The organism is Chitinimonas sp. (assembly GCF_036568685.1).
In the GTDB taxonomy this organism is placed as follows: domain Bacteria; phylum Pseudomonadota; class Gammaproteobacteria; order Burkholderiales; family Chitinimonadaceae; genus Chitinimonas.
Window position 1 is genome coordinate 58,589 of sequence record NZ_DATCSC010000046.1, and the last position, 15,875, is coordinate 74,463.

Sequence of the window (15,875 nt, forward strand, 5' to 3'; positions counted from 1 at the left end):
CAAGGCATGGCCAAGGAGGCCCGTTGCATAGCGAAAAGGAAAGGAACACCGGCCCGAGCGATCAGCAACTGGCCGCACAGCGTGATTACCTGCTGCGCTTTGCCATCAGCCGCCTAAGTAACCGGCAGAACGCCGAAGATGCGGTGCAGGATGCCCTGCTGGCGGCCTTGCAGGCACGCGCGCACTTCCGGGCTCAGTCCAGTGTCCGGACCTGGCTGACCGGTATCCTCAAGCACAAGATCGTCGACATGGAGCGGCGCATGGCCCGCGAGCCCAGCCTTCTGGTGGCATCGGCAGACGAGTTTGCCGATGGTGATCATCTCGACAGCGTGTTCGACGTACAGGGCTATTGGGGCTCGGACACTATCCGTCCCTGGAACAGCCCGGACGCCTGGCTGGCACAGGACCAGATCTGCCAAGCCTACGAAGCGTGCGCAGCGCAGCTCCCCCCGCGCCAGGCCCAGGCATTTGCGCTGTGCGAGCTCTGGGGCTTCGAGATTGAAGAGGTCTGCCAACGGCTGCAGGTCAAGCCCGGCAATTGCTGGGTCATGTTGTACCGGGCCCGCCGCACGCTGCGCCGGCGTATGGCCGCATTTCAAGAATGATCGAACCCAACTACAGGAGTTGCCATGCTGCACCCGTTCACCCCCTTGTCACTGCTTTGCGCTGCCGCATTGGGCTTCCTGCTGTTCAGCCTCAGTGCTGCCATCACCATCGTACGGCTGCGCCGGCAGGTATTGGTCGGCTGCAACGGCGATCCGCAGGATCGCCTCACCAAGCTGGTCCGTGCCCAGGGCAATACGGCCGAATACGCCCCGCTGCTCGCCCTGTTCATGCTCTTGCTCGGTACCCAAAGCCCGGGCACCTGGGTGTCCGGTTTGATGGTTTTGGCAACTGCATCCCGCTACCTGTTTGTGCTCGGCATGCTGATCTCGCCGACCATTGCCCGGCCCAACCTGGTCCGTGCGGCAGGGGCGTGCGGCACCTATGTCGCCGGCTTCGGCCTGACGATGGCTGTTGCGGGGCTGGCAGGCTAAGTATTTTGCAATCATCAACCAACTAGTAGAGAGATGAATGTGTTGACATGTATCTACTAGTTGGTAGACTGCTGCCATGAATACCGACCTCTCACCCAAGGCCGCCGAGATCGCCAGCTGCGCCCGTTCGCTGCTGGCCACCGCCGGGTATAACGGCTTCAGTTATGCCGACATCTCGGAGGCTGTGCATATCAGCAAGGCCAGCATCCACCACCACTTCCCCAGCAAGGCCGAGCTGGTGCGGACCGTCCTCGTGCGTTATCGCGAGGAGGGGCGGGTGGGTTTGGCGGCAGTAGCAGAGCGGATTCCCGCCCCCTTGGACCAGTTGCAGGCCTACACCGGTTACTGGGCTGCGTGCATCCGTGACGGCAGCGCACCCTTCTGCATTTGCGCCATGCTGGCCGCCGAGCTCTCGGCCATCCCCGCCGAAGTGGCGGATGAAGTCCGTGGCCATTTCCTGGATCTGACCGCATGGCTGGCCGCCGTGCTGGAGAGGGGAGCTGCAGCGGGGGTCTTTGCGCTGCGTACCAGCCCCGAGACCGAGGCCATGGCTTTCGCGGCAACGGTGCATGGTGCGATGTTGTCGGCCCGTGCCTATGGCAACCCCGAGGTTTTCACCCAGATCGTTCAGCCGCTCTTGGATAGGCTGCTCGCTCACTAAGGGAAAGTCACTAACCATCGTTTTCGGTGGTTTTTCTTTTGTCTGTCACTCTACCAACTAATAGATAGGTACGATCATGGCTCATCCTCTCTCGCTCCTGGGCGTCATCCACACTCTGATCAGCCTGCCACCCATCGTGGCCGGCCTCTATAGCCTGGTGCGCTATCGCAGCATTGATCCTGCAACGCGCGCTGGTCAGGTCTATCTGGCGGGGCTGTCGCTGTCGGTCTTCACCGCCTTCGGATTGTCCAGTACCGGCGGCTTCAACCCCGGGCATGCCCTGGGCATCCTCGCGCTGTTGGCGGCCTTTGGCAGCCTGCTGGTGCCGCGCCTGGCCTTTCTGGGTAGCTTGCGGCCCTACCTGGCCACCTTCGGGCGCTCCTTCAGCTTCTTTCTGCTGCTGGTGCCCGGCATCAATGAAACGCTGACCCGGCTACCGGCAGCTCACCCGCTGGCGGACGGCCCCAAGTCGCCCGTGGTGGGGGCCGCACTGCTCGGCTGGCTTGTCCTCTTCCTGCTCGGTGCCATCTTGCAGTTCTGGATGATCCGCGCGCGCCGCCAGGCAGAGGCCCGCAAATAGCTCCCCTGCGGCTTATCGCGCGCACCGGGGCTTGATCACAAGGAGGAAGGCCAAGGCGACCAACCGGGGTGGGACTCGCATGCGACCAGGCCACGCGCTATATCGTCGGCAGATAAGAAAAGGGCTCCGATCTTGCAATCACGCATGACCGTGTTGGATTGCAAGATCGGAGCCCATTTCTATCTATTCCTTGCCGAGCTCGCGCGTGAGCCGCATTAAGTTTCTTATGGTGGCAGCCTGCTCGCGGGGCCGAGTCAGTAGAGCGATAGCCGTGGTCAGGGGTTTACCTTTTAGCGTGTGATAGCTCACTCCTGCAGTCTGTAATTGGCGTAAAGAAGCAGGCAGGAGCGAGATGCCAAACCCGGCTGCCACCAGATTGCTGACTGAAGACAGTTGAGGTGATTCCAAACCCACGCGCGGTGTGAAGCCGGCAGACCTGCAGGCGGCCAGGGTCGTGTCGTACATTTCCGGCCCCAGCCTGCGCGGGGGCAGGACAAAATTGTCGTCCGCGAGCGCGGACAAGGGCACCTGCCGGCTACGGTGCAGTGGGTGCGAATCGGGCAGGACGCACAGGACCTCCTCCTCGACCAGTGGCGTAGCGTGCAAATCAGGATGGGCCAGCGGTAGGCGAACCAGCGCAGCGTCTGTCTGGCCATCGCGCAGCTTGTTCATCAGCGCGACGCTGTTGCTTTCCTCGCTGCGAATAATGACCTCCGGGTAGTGCGCGCGGTAACGCTGCAATAGTGCAGGCACCAAGGGGTGGAATACGGTTGATGCCGCGAAACCCAGCGACAGGCTCCCAACAGCGCCACGGGCTGCTTGCTGGGCCTCTGCCAATGCCAGTTCTGCGTCTTCGACAATGCGCCTAGCCCGTTCACGAAATAGCCGCCCGGCCTCGGTTAGCTCGACGCGGCGTGGATGGCGGATAAACAGGCGCGCACCAATTTCGCGCTCCAGTTTCAATATCTGCTGGCTCAGCGGCGGCTGTGCCATGCCCAGGTGGGCAGCGGCTTCCGTAAAGTGCAGATATTCGGCCACGGCCAGAAAGTAGCGTAGCTGTCGGAATTCCATATGATTTTCGTCTTGAAATCGAAGATGCATCGTATTGGATTGTATGGATATCAGAGTGATAGCCTGAGCGCATCCAAAACTCATCCTTTACTGCCATGAAACAGATACGCATACCCGGTCTGATTGATGTGATCAAGATCGACCAAGCTGCCGATATCAAGCAACTCGCTGCGGGTGAGACGATAGACCGCACATTCGAGCCTGGCGGGCCATTGCTCAATCGCCTGCTTGTGGGTGGCGTGCTCAAGACCCTGTCTTGGCAAGGCCTGCGTTTCCCCACCATGAGGGCCCGTGCCGCCGAGGGGCGTGCGGCAAACCAGGACCAGCTCTGGGCGCGGTTGAGCAGCATGGCACCGCAGTTACGCCAGGCGCCAGATACGCTGGAGCCACTGGCGCGCTGGCTGCGTGGTCATGAGGACGGTGTGCACGTCGGGCAGTTGTTGCAGCAGGTCATTGGCAGTGCCTTTGTGTCCGGTTATACCGCCAGCGCAGAAAGCTGGGCCGCCGCGATGACGATGGGGCAGGCGCTGGCGCCCGGTAATGCCTTGCGCAAGTTGGTGTGGCGTATCAATGGCCGTGTGCGTACGGCTAAGGCGCTGCTGGCAAGCTTGGCCGGCAACGACACATCGGCCATGCACGCCACCGGTGTAGCCATCCACAATATGGTCAAGGGCATGGTGCAGATGCGCGCCCTGTACCAGTCCGAGCCGTCGCTTGACCCGGCCGAGGCCGCCCGGCGCTGTCTATACGCCCCAGCAGCGGTGTTGCGTCAGCCATTGCGCGACGGCAATGTCGGTGGCTGCCCGTTCTCGCGTCGTACCTTGCTGGTATTGGAACTGGACAAGGCACGACAGGTGTCTGGGGATGAGGCGATGGTGTTTCTATCGCAAAGTTGGAGCCGCTGCCCCGCAGATGGCTGGGTGCCGGCCTTGTATGAAGGGATCTGGAAGCGGGCGCTTGCTTCGTCTGCCTCGTAAGGCAGAGATGGCGAGTGCGCCTGGAACTGAACCCGAAAAACCAAAAAGACCCTGGTACCGAAGTACCAGGAGAATTGGGGCCAGGTCTTGCAATCACGCATGACTGTGTTGGATTGCAAGACCGGACCCAATGCCGTTAAGTTAAGCGTAACCGCATGATTTAACGTACAATTTCACTTGTTCTTTCATTGAGTTCACCCCCATGCAAGAACAAGTTCCATGCCAGTTTCTTCGCTGACGTTCACAAGGCCTTACATTCCCCTGCCTTTGTCGCTCAGCATCGCGTGAGCGACACCGACTTCACTCGCAATCGTACCCTGACCTTTCCGGTCATGGTCGCCGCCTTGGCCCAAGGTCTTGTCAAAGGCCTGCAGACCGAACTCGATGACTTCTTCGGCAAGCTCGCCGGGCAGGCGAGCTTCATGCGCCAGGCCAGCAAGAGTGCCTTCAGCCAAGCTCGACGCAAGCTCAAGCCTGCCGTCTTTGCTTCGCTCAACCACATGCTCCTCGACGCCTGGTATCGCCATGTCGATCCACCACGCTGGCGCGGCCTGCGCCTGGTGGCCGCCGACACCACAACACTGCGTCTACACAAGCTTCCGGAGGTGGCCGAACAGTACGGTTGCCACGGTGATCGCTGGGGTGGTGAAGCCCCCATGGCCCAGGCCATCGGCTTGTTCGACGTGACCAGTCGCCTGATGCTGCACGCCCAGCTGGCACCGGCCGCATCGCGTGAGCGAGCTTTGCTGGCCGACTGTCTCCACCACGTCCAGGGCGACGACTTGCTCTTGCTCGACCGGGGCTTCCCGGCCTATTGGTTGTTTGCCTGGCTACTTGAGCAAGGCAAGTCATTCTGCATGCGCGTGGACGGGGTGATGAGTAGAGAAATGGAGGACTTCGCCTATCGCAGCCAGGCATCTGAAACCGTGCTGGATTTCGTCATCCCGGCACCGGCATTGCGTCGCGCTCAACAGCAGGGCTACACCCTTACCCAGCCAAGCTTCCGCTTGCGGCTGATCCGTATCCCGCTGAAGGGTGGCCGGACGGAAATCCTGATCACCTCCTTGCTGGATTCGGACCGCTATCCCGCCGCGGACTTCGCTGCGCTGTATCACCAGCGTTGGCGTATCGAGGAGTGTTTCAAGCTGCTCAAATGCCGACTGGCGGTCGAGCACTTCTCGGGCGAGTTGCCCGAGAGTATCGAGCAGGACTTCCTGGCCAAGGTCTGGCTCAGCAATCTCGCTGCGACGATGAGCGGACTGGCCCGACTATCCGGTGAGCTGGTGGCCGAAACGATCCCCAACCTGACCTATGCGCTCTCGGCGCTTCGTGCTGCACTGCCCCAGTTGATGCTGCGGCCCCGGGCTGTAAGTAAACTGGCTGCGGCGACCGGGAGGCTCATCACCAAGACTGTGGAGATCGCTCGGCCAGGGCGATCATTCCCACGAACACGGCAGAAGGTGAAACCGGTCAAAGCGAGAGCGTATAAGGGCTTGCGATGACTCGGGCTAGCCTTAACTTAACGGCATTGAGACCGGACCCCATTTATCGCTCGATGCGATTAATTAAGTATGAATTAATGCGCTGTCACACTAGGCTTATATGGCACTTAGTCTATCTATATAGGTTCCCACGTCCAATTCGTCCAGATTATCCGGTGCAGTGTGGATATAGGTGCAGTTCTTGCAACTACTTAATTTATGTCGCTCCCTTTGCAGATGCTTTAACTGGAAATCCTTCAAGGCGTCACTTCGCCATAGCTCGCTGAGTGTTTTTTCACGCAAGTTACCAATTACCGTTTTCTTGTTCCAATCGACGCAGCACACGCTGACATTGAGGTCGGAATGTATAACTAGCGTATAGAAGGGAAAAGGGCAGACTTCCTTCTTATGAGAGAAATGCTTACTCATCAAAAGTGAGTCTGTTTCTATCAGTGATAGATTACCTTCATCCGGATCATTCCAGTTCATTACAGGCTCCAGATTCAACTCATCTCCGACGCCATTGAAGTAATTCAGAAAGTCCTGATTCTCAGCATTGCTTTTTGATTCAATCATCTTTACGTAAATGGATGGGCCGGCTTTTCCCATCTTGTCTCGATAAGCCCGAAGCCCTGCGACGTTTTCCCGAATCCTCTCCAGCTTGAAGGGACTCTGGGTGTTGGCCCGATGGGCAGTCTCGTTGCCGCCGTAAATGGATATTCTAAGATAATCTAGGCCGCTGGCGCAGATGGCCTCGTAACGTTCAGGCTTAATCAATGTGCCATTAGATGTGACAATAAGACGTTCGGCTATTTTTTCCTGTTTCGCATGGGATATAAAATCCAGTAATTCTTTGTTGGAAAAAGGTTCGCCCATCATGTAAAAATTCAACGTCTTGACTGTGTTGAACTCCTTGATTTGTTGCGCAATTATCTTGAAATTGTCAAGTGTCATCTGAAACAAGCCGCCGGCTTTCTCCCTATAGTCATCAAAAGACTCGGGACAGAAGACGCACTTAAAATTACAGATATTGGTCGGTTCAACATATATTGCCATCGGCCCGGGTAGCGGAACCGCTTCTGCCAAACTTACACGCTTCTGTGCCCTCAGTAACGAGTACGGCGATGTGGCATTGCCATTACCAGATGTCATTGAAAAACTTTCTTTGCGACGTTTAGCATGGAAATAGGAGACGGGCTGCAATTTTACTAGACATACGCTGCGTATGCCTTGCTCGGTTGCTTCACTTGGCCGCGGGTCAGTCTAGGAGCTGGCTGCGCCCTAGCATAAACCTAATTCTGTTATCAGGGCATCAAGTCCGAGTTCTATCACTGTGGGGCCATCAAGGTCAGGGGGGAGGGGGGTTATCGCGTCACTCAAAACCAGCATGCAAACGGATGCAACAAAACAAAAGACCCTGGTACCGAAGTACCAGGGTCTTTGTTGTGGTGGGCCCGCAGGGACTTGAACCCTGGACCAAAGGATTATGAGTCCTCTGCTCTAACCAACTGAGCTACAGGCCCGTAGAGGGTCAGCCCTCGCTGGCCAGGCTGTCGAGGAAGCTCTTCAGCCGTTCGGAGCGGGTCGGGTGGCGCAGCTTGCGCAGCGCCTTGGCTTCAATCTGACGGATACGCTCACGGGTCACGTCGAACTGCTTGCCAACTTCTTCCAGCGTGTGGTCGGTATTCATTTCAATACCGAAGCGCATACGCAGTACCTTGGCTTCGCGCGGGGTCAGCGTGTCCAGCACGTCGCGGGTTGCGTCGCGCAGGCTGGCGTAGACCGCAGCGTCCACCGGGGCCAGGTTGTTCTGGTCCTCGATAAAGTCGCCCAGGTGCGAATCGTCGTCGTCGCCGATCGGCGTTTCCATCGAGATCGGTTCCTTCGCGATCTTGAGTATCTTGCGGATCTTGTCCTCGGGCATGTCCATGCGCTCGGCCAGGGTGGCCGGATCCGGCTCCAGGCCGGTCTCTTGCAGGATCTGCCGCGAGATGCGGTTCATCTTGTTGATCGTCTCGATCATGTGCACCGGAATACGGATGGTGCGGGCCTGGTCGGCGATCGAGCGGGTAATGGCCTGCCGGATCCACCAGGTGGCGTAGGTCGAGAACTTGTAACCGCGGCGGTATTCGAACTTGTCCACGGCCTTCATCAGGCCGATGTTGCCTTCCTGGATCAGGTCGAGGAACTGCAGGCCGCGGTTGGTGTACTTCTTGGCGATCGAGATCACGAGACGCAGGTTGGCCTCGATCATCTCGCGCTTGGCACGGCGTGCCTTGGCTTCGCCGGTGGACATCTGACGGTTGATTTCCTTCAGGTCCTTGATCGGCAGCATGGCGTTGGCCTGCAGCTCGGCCAGCTTGGACTGCTTCTCCATCACGGCGTGCTGGTAGCGCTCCAGGATGGCGGAGTAGGGCTTGCCAGCGGCGATCTCGTTCTTCACCCAGTCGAGGTTGTCTTCGTTGCCGGGGAAGGTCTTGATGAAGTGCTCGCGCGGCATGCGTACCTTCTGCACGCAGATGTCCATGATCTCGCGCTCGTAGCCGCGGATCTCGTCCACCATATTGCGCAGGCTGTCGCACAGGTTTTCGACCTGGCGGGCCGAGAAGCGGATCTTCAGGAACTCGGCCGAGATCTGCTCTTGCAGCGCGGTGTACTGCTTGCTGTGCGGGCCGTGCTTTTCCAGCGCCTTGATCATCTTGTCGAACAGGTCGCGGATCACGGCAAAGTGTTCGGCAGCCTTGTTCTTCAGCTCTTCAAGGTTGGCCGCAGCAGCAGCGGCGGCAGCGCCTTCGTTGTCTTCATCGTCTTCGTCGGCAGCGTCTTCCAGCGGCACGTCCTCGTCGCTGTCTGCGTCAGCCAGCTCGGGCGGTGCGGCCTCTTCTTCTACCGCGTTGGGGTCGATAAAGTCGTCCACGACTTCATCGATACGGATTTCGTCGGCCAGCGCCTTGTCCACCATGCCAATGATGTGGCTGATGGTGGTGGGGCAGGCGGTAATGGCCTGGATCATGTGCTTGAGGCCGTCCTCGATCCGCTTGGCGATCTCGATTTCGCCTTCGCGGGTCAGGAGCTCGACGGTACCCATTTCGCGCATGTACATACGCACGGGATCGGTGGTCCGGCCGAAGTCGGAATCCACGGTCGAGAGCGCAGCCTCGGCTTCCTCGGCCACGTCGTCATCGGCGACGGCGGCGGGAGCGGAGTCGGACATCAGCAACGATTCGGCGTCCGGCGCCTCATCGTAGACCTGGATGCCCATATTGGTGATCATGCTGATAACGCCTTCGATCTGCTCGGCGTCCAGCATGTCTTCTGGCAGGTGGTCGTTGATCTCGGCGTAGGTCAGGTAGCCCCGCTCTTTACCGAGCACGATGAGATTCTTGAAGCGCGCCTTGCGCGCCTCGCTGTCGAGACGCGGTTCTGCGTCGCGCTTGGCTTCGGACTTGTCGAGCTCGTGATCTGCCGCCATCTGTGGGTATCTCGGTTTGGAACGGGGGAAACCGCTAATAGTACCATGAACTACTGGAGTAAGCATCTGTTCCACGAAGAAAAACAGTGGCTTCGCATGCTTGCGCCGTGTTCACAGCACCCCGTAAGGTAGTCTGTTCAAGGTATTTGGCCTGGCCGGCCTGTCGCTTCATTCTAGGAAGCGCCGACCGGCTTTGCGGAACAATATTTACCGGCCCATCAGAACCAGGCGACCATATTCGTCGCGTTCTTCCGGGCTCAGGCTGCCAAAACCACTCGTATCGTACTTGCGCTGCAACTCGGCCAATCGACGAGCGGCGCGCGGCTTCTCCTGTGTCAGCAGGTAGCGCTGCAGGGCGTGCTGCCAGGCCTCTGCCAGGATGGCCTCTTCGCTGTTGCCATACTTGTCCCGGCTCTTGCTAAAAGCCTGGTCCAAGAGACGGAAGCAAGGGTCACCCCGCATGGCGTCCAGCAGATGTCCAGTCACCGGTACCTGCGGCTGCTCACTCACATAGTCCGCCACCCGCTGGATGGCCTGCATGGCAGGGCTCATTGCGCTGGCTGGCGTCTCGTTCTGTGGCAGCTCAAGCGCATACTTGGGGGCCGCTACCAGAATCTGCAAGAGCTCCAGTCCCAGGTCGGTCGTCTGCCTTGGGCCTTCCGGTGGCGGTGCGCCCAACTCAGGCTCGTCTTTGCCGCGCCAGCGGCGTTTCTCGCCGCCGCCACTGCCACCACCACCTTGCTGCTTGTTCCAGGGCTTCTTGGGGGCGCCGCCGGCTTGGGTTTGCTGGCCAAACTGGCCGCCGCCATCCTGTTGCGCGTAGGCCGGGCCGGCAGCGGCTTGGCTGCTGGCCTGCGGGGCAGTTCCCAGCAATTGCGCTACTTCGACCGCATCAAGGCCTGCCAGTTCACCCAGCTTCTTGCGCAGCAGCATGCTCAGTGCCGGCGCCTTCACCTGGGCCACCAGTGGCTTGGCCAGGTGCAGGAACTTGGCCTTGCCCTCGTCGGTATCCATATCCACCTGGCCGGCCAGCTCTCGGGTCATAAAGGCAACCAAGCCCAGCGCTTCTTCGTCGACCAGCTTCTCGAAGGCTTCCTTGCCATATTCGCGGATGTAGCTGTCTGGGTCGTGCTCGGCCGGCAGGAATAAAAAGCTCAGCGTCTTGCCGTCGCTGGCCAGCGGCAGGCTGTTCTCCAGCGCGCGCCAGGCTGCCTTGCGGCCGGCCTTGTCGCCATCGAAGCTGAATACCACCTGGTCGGCCATGCGCGAGAGCTTCTTCACGTGCTCCGGTGTGCAGGCGGTGCCCAGGGTGGCGACGGCGTATTCCACGCCCAATTGAGCCAGTGCCACCACGTCCATATAGCCTTCGACCACCAGTACCCGGTTTTTGGCGCGGATGGACTGGCGTGCTTGTGGCAGACCGTAGAGCTCAAGGCCCTTTTGGAACAACGGAGTTTCCGGCGAGTTCAGATACTTGGGCTCGCCCTTGTCCAGGATGCGACCACCAAAGCCGATCACCTGGCCCTTGCCGTCCAGAATGGGAAAGATCACCCGGTCGCGCATGCGGTCGTAGCGACGGCCAGAATCGGCATGGTCGATCACCAGGCCGACCTCGGCCAGCTGCGGGTTGGTGGCGTAGTCGCTGAAACACTGCGCCAGCGGGTGCCAGTCGTCCGGTGCGTAGCCCAGGCCGAAGCGGGCGGCGACCTGGCCGCTCAGGCCGCGCCGTTTGAGGTAGTCGATCGCGCGCGGGCTCAGTTTGAGCTGCTCGCGGTAGTAGTGCATGGCGCGGGTGTTGAGCTCGACCAGGCTGGTCTGCAGTGCACGCTTGGGCGTATCGTCCGGCCGGCCCTCGCTGCGCGGCACCTGCATGCCGATCGATTCGGCCAGCTTTTCGACCGTATCCGGAAAGCCCAGGCCTTCGTACTCCATGACAAAGCCGATGGCCGAGCCATGGGCGCCGCAGCCAAAGCAGTGATAGAACTGCTTGGTTGCGCTGACGGTGAAGGAGGGTGATTTTTCCTTGTGGAACGGGCAGCAGGCAGCGTAGTTCTGGCCAGCCTTCTTGAGCGGCAGATAGCGCTCAATGACCTCGATGATGTCGAGGCGATTGAGCAGGTCCTGAACGAATTCTTCGGGAATGCGGGCCATGGATCTCGGGGGAGGGCGCGGTTGGATCGCGCCCGGTACAGCTTGATTACTGAATACGGGCCTTCACCAGGGCCGAGACCTTGCTGAGGTCGGCACGACCGGCCAGCTTGGGCTTGATATCGGCCATGATCTTACCCATCGCTGCCACGGTGGTGCCGTGGGTGGCGAAGGCGGCGTCGAGAATGGCGTTGATCTCGGCCTCGTCGGCCTGCTGCGGCATATAGGCCTCCAGCACGACCATCTCAGCCTTTTCTATATCGGCCAGGTCCTGGCGGGCGGCGGCTTCGTACTGGCTGATCGAATCGCGGCGCTGCTTTTGCATCTTGTCGATGATGGCAACGATCTGCTCGTCGCTGAGCTCGATACGTTCGTCCACTTCCTTCTGCTTCATGGCGGCCAGGAGGAGGCGGATAGTGCCCAGGCGGGCGGTATCCTTCTCACGCATGGCGGTTTTCATGTCGTCGGTAATACGTTGCTTGAGGCTCATGGCAGGACTCGAAGAAAGGGTGGGCGACGAAAAAAACACAAGGCCGCCAGTATAAACCGGCGGCCCTGAGTGCGCTTACCACAGGAGCAAGCCCCCGTGTGCGGTACGCGGAAAACGCTGCTTAGTAGTACTTCTTGGGCAGCATCTGGCTGCGAATGCGCTTGTAATGGCGCTTCACAGCAGCAGCGAGCTTACGCTTGCGCTCGGTGGTCGGCTTTTCGTAGAACTCGCGAGCGCGGAGTTCGGTGAGGAGGCCGGTTTTTTCCACCGCGCGCTTGAAGCGGCGCATGGCAACTTCAAACGGCTCGTTTTCCTTGACGCGTACGTTAGGCATGAAGATCAGTCCTACTTTCTAACTGAAAGAGTTAATAAAAAATTACTGCGGATAGTGATTTTAGCAGCCTGCTTGTGCGCTTGGCAACTAATGGACTGATTTGCAAGGATTTTGCCGCCGCGACTGTGGTGCGGAGGTGTCGGTCGCGTGGCTGCAAACCCACTAGTGAGTGGATTTCTTGCACTCGAGCTGCAGCTTGCGCAGGAGCTGCAGCCGCTGCGGCAGGATCTCGCCCGCTTCGGCCGCGGCGATCAGGGCGCAGCCCGGCTCGCGGTCGTGCCGGCAGTTCTGGAAGCGGCACTGGCCGGCGTATTGGCGCAGCTCAGGGAAGAGGCTGATCAGCCGGTCGGCGGGCAGATGGCGCAGGCCGAACTCCTGCAGGCCGGGGGAGTCGATCAGCTCGCCACCCTGCGGCAGCTTGTACAGCGTGGCGTGGGTGGTGGTGTGCTTGCCGGAATCGAGCGCCTCGGAAATCTCCCGCGTGCGGGCCTGCGCCTCGGGCAGGAGGGCGTTCACCAGGGTGGACTTGCCCATGCCGCTCTGGCCCACGAACACCGAGGTCTGCCCCTGCAGATAGGGCCAGAGGGCCTCCACACTCTCCTTGGCGGAAAGCTCCAGCATGGGGTAGCCCAGTGCCTGGTAGGGCGCCAGCGCCTTGCGGGCGGCGGCCGTCTCGGGCAGGTCGGCCTTGTTGAGCAGGATCAGGATGCGGATGTCGGCATCCTCGGCCGCCACGGTGCAACGGCTCAGCAGCTCTTCATAGAAGCTCGGCACCGCGGCCAGTACGACGATGATCTGGGTGACGTTGGCGGCGATCAGCTTCTCGCGCCATTCGTCCGAGCGGTACAGAAGGCTCTGCCGTGGCGTCACCCGTTCGATCACCGCCTGCTCTTCATTGAGCACGCCCACCTCGACCCGGTCGCCGACGGCGAGGTCGGTCTTCTTGCTGCGCGCGGTCGCCTTGTAGCGGCGGCCGGAGTCCAGCTCCACCAGAAAGGATTTGCCGTGGGACTGGATGATGCGGGCAATCTCGGTCATGCGCCCAGCGCATTCAGCTTGGCGGCGCAGACGAAGTCGTTGCGGCTCAGGCCATTGACCGAGTGGGTATCGTAGGCCACCTTGACCGTGTTGTAGGTCACATGCAGCTCGGGGTGGTGGTCGACCTGGTGCGAGATAAAGGCCGAGGCATTCACGAAGGCCAGGGTCTCGTAATAGTTGGCAAAACGGAAGGTGCGGACCAGTTTGGCGCCTTCCAGCGACCAGCCCGGCACCTCGGCCAGCAGGGCCTGGGCTTGGGCGTCGGTCAGCGGGTCGACCACGGCGGGGCAGTTTTCTTGAGCGAGCGACACGGTGTTTTCCTTATTGCGTGGCCTTGAGCGCGGCAATGCGCAGTGCTGCCGGCGGGTGCGAATCGTAGAACAGGGAGTGCAGCGGGTCCGGCGTCAGCGTCGCGGCATTGTCACGATAGAGCTTGACCAGGCCCGATACCAGCGCGCCAGCGTCGCTGACCTCGGCGGCGTAGTGGTCGGCCTCGTATTCGTGCTTGCGCGAGCCACGGCTGGCCAGCCAGCCGAAGGGGAAGGTAAATGCCGGCAGTGCCAGGAAGAACAGCACCAGCGCGGCTGCGGTCGAGGGCTGGGCCACGCCCAGGCCGGCGTAGAACCAGCCGGCACCCTTGAGTAGACCTAGGACGGCCAGGGTCACAAGGCCCAGGCCATAGGTCATGACCATGCGCTTGATGATGTGATTGCGCTTGTAGTGGCCCAGTTCATGGGCCAGCACGGCTTCCACTTCCAGCGGCTCCAGCCGCTCGATCAGGGTATCGAAGAAGACGATGCGCTTGGTCTTGCCAAAGCCGGTGAAGTAGGCGTTGCCATGGCTGCTGCGCTTGCTGCCGTCCATCACGAACACACCGTTGGATTCAAAACCGCACTTTTGCAACAGTGCGTCGATGCGCGCCTTGAGTGATTCATCCGCCAGCGGGGTGAACTTGTTGAAGAGCGGGGCGATGAAGTTGGGGTAGACCGCCATCAGGGCCAGGCCGAACAGCACCCAGGCTGCCCAGGCGTACAGCCACCAGAAGGTGCCCGCTGCGTCCATCAGCCACAGCACCAGTGCCACCAGCGGCAGGCCCAGCAGGGCGCCCAGCAGCGTGGATTTGACGAGGTCGCCGATAAAGACCGCCAGCGTGGTCTTGTTGAAGCCGAAGCGCGCCTCCAGCACAAAGGTGGAATAGAGCGAGAAGGGCAGCGACAGCGCGCCGTTGACCACGGTCAGGCCCACGATCAGTGCCAGGCCAGCCCAGATGCCCTGGCCTGCCAGGTTGCGAGCCTGTACATCCAGCCAGCCAAGGCCGCCACCGAGCGTGAAGCCCGCCAGCACCAGCGCCTCCCAGACGATGGCTATGCGACCAAAGCGCACCTTGGCCGCGGTGTAGTCGGCCGCCTTCTGGTGGGCAGCGAGCTCGATCTGGCTGGCAAAGTCGGCGGGCACGGCATTGCGATGCGCCAGCACATGGTTGAGGTGCCGGGTTTTCAGCCAGAGCTGCAGGAGCGTGGAGAAGACCAGGAAAAATAGGAAAACGAGACTGAAGGCGTGGGCGGTCATGCCGGCATATGCGAAAATGGAGGATTACAAAGACTTACGACCACCTCGCCTGGCGATAGTGGCAGAAAGACACAACGGCTAAGTATGGCACAAGACCCCTCCCGACTCATCTGGCTCGACATGGAAATGACCGGTCTGGAGCCCGATCGTGACCGCATCATCGAACTGGCGGTGGTGATCACCGACAGCAATCTCGAGACCGTGGCCGAAGGCCCGGTACTGGTCGTGCACCAGCCGGACAGCGTGCTGGATGCCATGGACGACTGGAACAAGAACACCCACGGCAAGTCCGGCCTGATCGACAAGGTCAAGGCTTCCACCCTCAGCGAGGCCGCCGCCGCAGCCCAGATGCTGGCCTTCCTGGGCGAACATGTACCGCAGGGTGCCTCGCCCATGTGCGGCAATACCATCCACCAGGACCGCCGCTTCATGGCGCGCTGGATGCCCGAGCTTGAAAGTTGGTTCCACTACCGCAATCTGGACGTCTCCACGATCAAGGAGCTGTGCAAGCGCTGGAGCCCCGAGGTCGCCAAGGGGCTCAAGAAGTCGGGCAAGCACGAGGCACTGGCGGATGTGTATGAATCCATCAACGAACTCAAGTACTACCGGGAACACTTCCTCAAGGTCTGAACCATGAGCCAGCCCCTGGCGGAACAACTGGGTAAGGCGCTACTGGCGCGCGGCTGGCGGGTGACCGCGGCCGAGTCCTGCACTGGCGGCGGCATTGCCAGCGCCATTACCGACATCGCCGGTTCGTCTGGCTGGTTCGACATGGGCTGGGTGACCTACTCCAACGAGGCCAAGCAGCGGCTCTTGGGCGTGGCGCCTACCACGCTGGCTGAGCATGGCGCGGTCAGCGAACCGGTGGTGCGCGAGATGGCGCTGGGCGCACTACAGGCCGCCGGGGCCGACCTCGCAGTGGCGGTATCGGGCGTGGCCGGCCCCAGCGGCGGTACGCCGGCCAAACCGGTCGGCACGGTGTGCCTCGCCATCGCCCTGGCGGGCGAAGTGCAGAGC

17 protein-coding genes and 1 tRNA gene are annotated in these 15,875 nt (G+C 60.7%); 8 read left to right on the forward strand and 10 right to left on the reverse strand.

Annotation, left to right across the window (positions count from 1 at the left end; all coding sequences use genetic code 11):
- The first annotated feature begins 23 nt into the window (after window positions 1–23).
- From VIM95_RS07320 to VIM95_RS07335, 4 genes are all read left to right on the forward strand, one after another.
- Complete coding sequence (locus tag VIM95_RS07320; protein ID WP_331984376.1) at window positions 24–605, forward strand: sigma-70 family RNA polymerase sigma factor; 582 nt, start codon at window positions 24–26, stop codon at window positions 603–605.
- A gap of 24 nt (window positions 606–629) precedes the next feature.
- Entirely contained in the window at window positions 630–1,037 is a 408-nt protein-coding gene (locus tag VIM95_RS07325) for an MAPEG family protein (RefSeq protein WP_331984377.1), read from the forward strand.
- A 76-nt stretch (window positions 1,038–1,113) separates the two neighbouring features.
- On the forward strand, window positions 1,114–1,698 hold the full coding sequence (locus tag VIM95_RS07330; protein ID WP_331984378.1) for a TetR/AcrR family transcriptional regulator: 585 nt from the start codon (window positions 1,114–1,116) through the stop codon (window positions 1,696–1,698).
- A 76-nt stretch (window positions 1,699–1,774) separates the two neighbouring features.
- Window positions 1,775–2,278 (forward strand): hypothetical protein, encoded by a 504-nt coding sequence (locus tag VIM95_RS07335; RefSeq protein ID WP_331984379.1) that lies wholly within the window; start codon window positions 1,775–1,777, stop codon window positions 2,276–2,278.
- Between the two features lie 183 nt (window positions 2,279–2,461).
- Here VIM95_RS07335 and VIM95_RS07340 read toward each other — a convergent pair whose 3' ends face one another.
- Complete coding sequence (locus VIM95_RS07340) at window positions 2,462–3,349, reverse strand: LysR family transcriptional regulator (protein WP_331984380.1); 888 nt, start codon at window positions 3,347–3,349, stop codon at window positions 2,462–2,464.
- Between the two features lie 95 nt (window positions 3,350–3,444).
- Here VIM95_RS07340 and VIM95_RS07345 point away from each other — a divergent pair, with 95 nt between their 5' ends.
- Entirely contained in the window at window positions 3,445–4,326 is an 882-nt protein-coding gene (locus VIM95_RS07345) for a hypothetical protein (protein WP_331984381.1), read from the forward strand.
- A gap of 284 nt (window positions 4,327–4,610) precedes the next feature.
- The gene (locus tag VIM95_RS07350; protein WP_331984382.1) at window positions 4,611–5,828 is read left to right on the forward strand and encodes an IS4 family transposase; all 1,218 of its coding nucleotides are present in this window, start codon (window positions 4,611–4,613) and stop codon (window positions 5,826–5,828) included.
- A gap of 96 nt (window positions 5,829–5,924) precedes the next feature.
- On the opposite strand, the gene VIM95_RS07355 is transcribed toward VIM95_RS07350, so the two are convergent.
- The 9 genes from VIM95_RS07355 to VIM95_RS07395 form a co-directional block, all read right to left on the reverse strand.
- A complete protein-coding gene (locus VIM95_RS07355; protein WP_331984383.1) occupies window positions 5,925–6,959 on the reverse strand; it encodes a radical SAM/SPASM domain-containing protein in 1,035 nt (344 codons plus the stop codon).
- A 294-nt stretch (window positions 6,960–7,253) separates the two neighbouring features.
- Window positions 7,254–7,330, reverse strand: a tRNA-Ile gene (locus VIM95_RS07360).
- Window positions 7,331–7,338: 8 nt separating this feature from the next.
- A complete protein-coding gene (gene rpoD / locus VIM95_RS07365; protein WP_331984384.1) occupies window positions 7,339–9,279 on the reverse strand; it encodes an RNA polymerase sigma factor RpoD in 1,941 nt (646 codons plus the stop codon).
- 207 nt (window positions 9,280–9,486) lie between these two features.
- Window positions 9,487–11,430 (reverse strand): DNA primase, encoded by a 1,944-nt coding sequence (dnaG, locus tag VIM95_RS07370; RefSeq protein WP_331984385.1) that lies wholly within the window; start codon window positions 11,428–11,430, stop codon window positions 9,487–9,489.
- 46 nt (window positions 11,431–11,476) lie between these two features.
- A complete protein-coding gene (locus tag VIM95_RS07375; RefSeq protein WP_331984386.1) occupies window positions 11,477–11,917 on the reverse strand; it encodes a GatB/YqeY domain-containing protein in 441 nt (146 codons plus the stop codon).
- A gap of 121 nt (window positions 11,918–12,038) precedes the next feature.
- Entirely contained in the window at window positions 12,039–12,251 is a 213-nt protein-coding gene (gene rpsU / locus VIM95_RS07380; RefSeq protein WP_072427461.1) for a 30S ribosomal protein S21, read from the reverse strand.
- Window positions 12,252–12,413: 162 nt separating this feature from the next.
- A complete protein-coding gene (gene rsgA / locus VIM95_RS07385; RefSeq protein ID WP_331984387.1) occupies window positions 12,414–13,289 on the reverse strand; it encodes a ribosome small subunit-dependent GTPase A in 876 nt (291 codons plus the stop codon).
- The gene (locus tag VIM95_RS07390) at window positions 13,286–13,600 is read right to left on the reverse strand and encodes a 4a-hydroxytetrahydrobiopterin dehydratase (RefSeq protein ID WP_331984388.1); all 315 of its coding nucleotides are present in this window, start codon (window positions 13,598–13,600) and stop codon (window positions 13,286–13,288) included. Before VIM95_RS07390 ends, rsgA begins: the two co-directional genes overlap by 4 nt.
- A gap of 10 nt (window positions 13,601–13,610) precedes the next feature.
- Complete coding sequence (locus tag VIM95_RS07395) at window positions 13,611–14,858, reverse strand: M48 family metallopeptidase (RefSeq protein ID WP_331984389.1); 1,248 nt, start codon at window positions 14,856–14,858, stop codon at window positions 13,611–13,613.
- 84 nt (window positions 14,859–14,942) lie between these two features.
- Between VIM95_RS07395 and orn the strand changes: the two genes are divergently transcribed.
- Both orn and VIM95_RS07405 read left to right on the forward strand, forming a co-directional pair.
- A complete protein-coding gene (gene orn, locus VIM95_RS07400) occupies window positions 14,943–15,488 on the forward strand; it encodes an oligoribonuclease (protein ID WP_331984390.1) in 546 nt (181 codons plus the stop codon).
- Window positions 15,489–15,491: 3 nt separating this feature from the next.
- On the forward strand, window positions 15,492–15,875 hold a 384-nt coding region (locus VIM95_RS07405; protein ID WP_331984391.1), incomplete at its 3' end, for a nicotinamide-nucleotide amidohydrolase family protein.